This window comes from Streptomyces sp. 13-12-16 (assembly GCF_002114215.1).
Classification (GTDB): Bacteria; Actinomycetota; Actinomycetes; order Streptomycetales; family Streptomycetaceae; genus Streptomyces.
On sequence record NZ_NCTE01000431.1, the window covers coordinates 1 to 713 of the forward strand.

The window sequence follows — 713 nt, forward strand, 5'->3', positions numbered from 1 at the left end:
AGGCGGGCCTCGCCATGGCCGGGGGCGACCCCGCCGCCGACGACCGCTACACCGCCGCGCTCGACGCCGCCACCCGCCTCGACGCCTGGGACGCCGAACGCCGCGTCGACGTCGCCCTGGCGGCCCTCGGTGCCTGCACCGACCGGGAGCGGCCGCTGTCGGCCCTGTCGGTCGGACAGCGCTACCGCGTCCGGCTGGCGTGCCTGCTCGGTGCGCGGCACGACGTCCTGCTGCTCGACGAGCCGACCAACCACCTCGACTCCGGCGGCCTGGACTTCCTGACCCGCAGGCTCCGCGAACACGACGGCGGCCTCGCCGTCGTCAGCCACGACCGGGCGCTGCTGCGCGACGTCGCGGACCGGTTCCTCGACCTCGACCCCACCCGCGACGGGAGGCCGCGCCTGTACGCCGGCGGCTACGCCGCGTGGGAGGAGGCCCGGCGTCGTGAGCGCGAACGCTGGGAGCAGGACCACGAGCAGCAGCAGAGCGAGCACCGGCGGCTGCAGGACGCGGTGTCGCGGGCCCGCGACCGGCTCTCCACCGGCTGGCGGCCGGAGAAGGGAACCGGCAAGCACCGGCGCCAGTCCCGCGCGCCGGGCGTCGTACAGGCCCTGAACCGGCAGCAGGAGGCGCTGGACGCGCACCGGCTCGACGTGCCGGAGCCGCCGCCCGCCCTGCGGTGGCCCCGGCTGGGTGTCCGCCCGGGCGCGCCG

The 713-nt window shown here is 77.8% G+C and carries 1 protein-coding gene; it reads left to right on the forward strand.

The window, feature by feature from the left end; all coding sequences use genetic code 11:
• On the forward strand, positions 1-713 hold a 713-nt coding region (locus B7767_RS17765), incomplete at both ends, for an ATP-binding cassette domain-containing protein (RefSeq protein WP_143652531.1).